This is a genomic window from Acinetobacter sp. YH12072, assembly GCF_013419565.1.
In the GTDB taxonomy this organism is placed as follows: Bacteria; Pseudomonadota; Gammaproteobacteria; order Pseudomonadales; family Moraxellaceae; genus Acinetobacter.
Genome location: NZ_VOZV01000100.1, coordinates 1 through 1,019, shown reverse-complemented (window position 1 = coordinate 1,019; position 1,019 = coordinate 1). Strand labels below are relative to the sequence as shown.

Annotated in this window: 2 protein-coding genes and 1 pseudogene; all 3 read right to left on the bottom strand. The window is 36.1% G+C overall.

Going from position 1 to position 1,019, the window contains the following annotated elements; translation table 11 throughout:
- A pseudogene (locus FTU19_RS16195) lies at positions 1-135 on the bottom strand (threonine transporter RhtB); the annotation flags it as partial.
- Positions 136-137: 2 nt separating this feature from the next.
- Positions 138-623 (bottom strand): transposase, encoded by a 486-nt coding sequence (locus tag FTU19_RS16190; protein ID WP_227554803.1) that lies wholly within the window; start codon positions 621-623, stop codon positions 138-140.
- Positions 624-670: 47 nt separating this feature from the next.
- Positions 671-976 carry an IS630 transposase-related protein gene (locus FTU19_RS16185; RefSeq protein ID WP_087547287.1) on the bottom strand — a complete coding sequence of 102 codons (306 nt, stop codon included), beginning with the start codon at positions 974-976 and terminating at the stop codon, positions 671-673.
- Positions 977-1,019: the final 43 nt, after the last annotated feature.

Below are 1,019 nucleotides of genomic sequence, written 5' to 3'. Positions count from 1 at the left end.
AAATTGCTCAACCAGAACCGTAAAGCCCAATAAGGTTAAAACGACCCACACCACAATCCCGACAGAGATCCCCGCAATAATTTTTAAGGTATTTGCACGCGTTGTTGATGCTGCACTTTTAGCAATTAATAATATAGCTAAATACCAAATAAATCATTACAGTAATCTTTAAATAATTTATCAATATCTTTAACTCTAAACTTAGTTCGAATCGCCTTGACTCGTGACCACATATTTTCTATTGGATTTAAATCTGGACTATATTTAGGAAGCCACACAATGTAATGGCCTGCACAACGTATCAACTCCTGAAGTCTTTTCCCTTTGTGAAAGGTCGCATTGTCCATAATCAAAACACTGCTTTCTTTCAACTTAGGTAATAAATCCTGTTCAATCCAACATTCAAATACTTCTGTATTCACAGAACAATTAAACACACCAACTGTCAACAATCTATTTTCGATAATTGCACCGATCGCATTACTGCAATTCTTCAACTGCCAGTTAAATTCACCTTCAGCACGTGTTCCTTGAAGGCTATAACTATGAGTTCTGGTACTTTCACTTTGAAAACCACTTTCATCTATGTAAATCAGAGGCAATTTCCCTTCTAAACACTCTATGAGATTTTGAAATTGCTGACGTTGATTTTGATCTGCTTTAGGATGCTTTAACGTCTTTTTTTACGCGATATTCCTGCGGCATGTAATGCATTAAATACCGCATGAGTGCTTACTCCTAAACGTTCAGCTCGCTCATACTGATAATCATCAGGATATTGTTCAACATCCTTCAATATTTGCTCTCTGCTAATTTTAGCTGGACGGCCAGGAATAGGTTTGTTTGTAGTGGACTTTTTCCAGTTCTGAATCGTTTGTATACAGATGTTAAAATGCTGTGCTGCTTTTCGCACAGACATTTCATCTCGAATCATAATTTCTATGACTTTGTCTTTAAAATCTTTTGAATATCCCATCTCTCTATTGTTCTCTAGTTTTTAGGATTTGGCTCTAGATTGA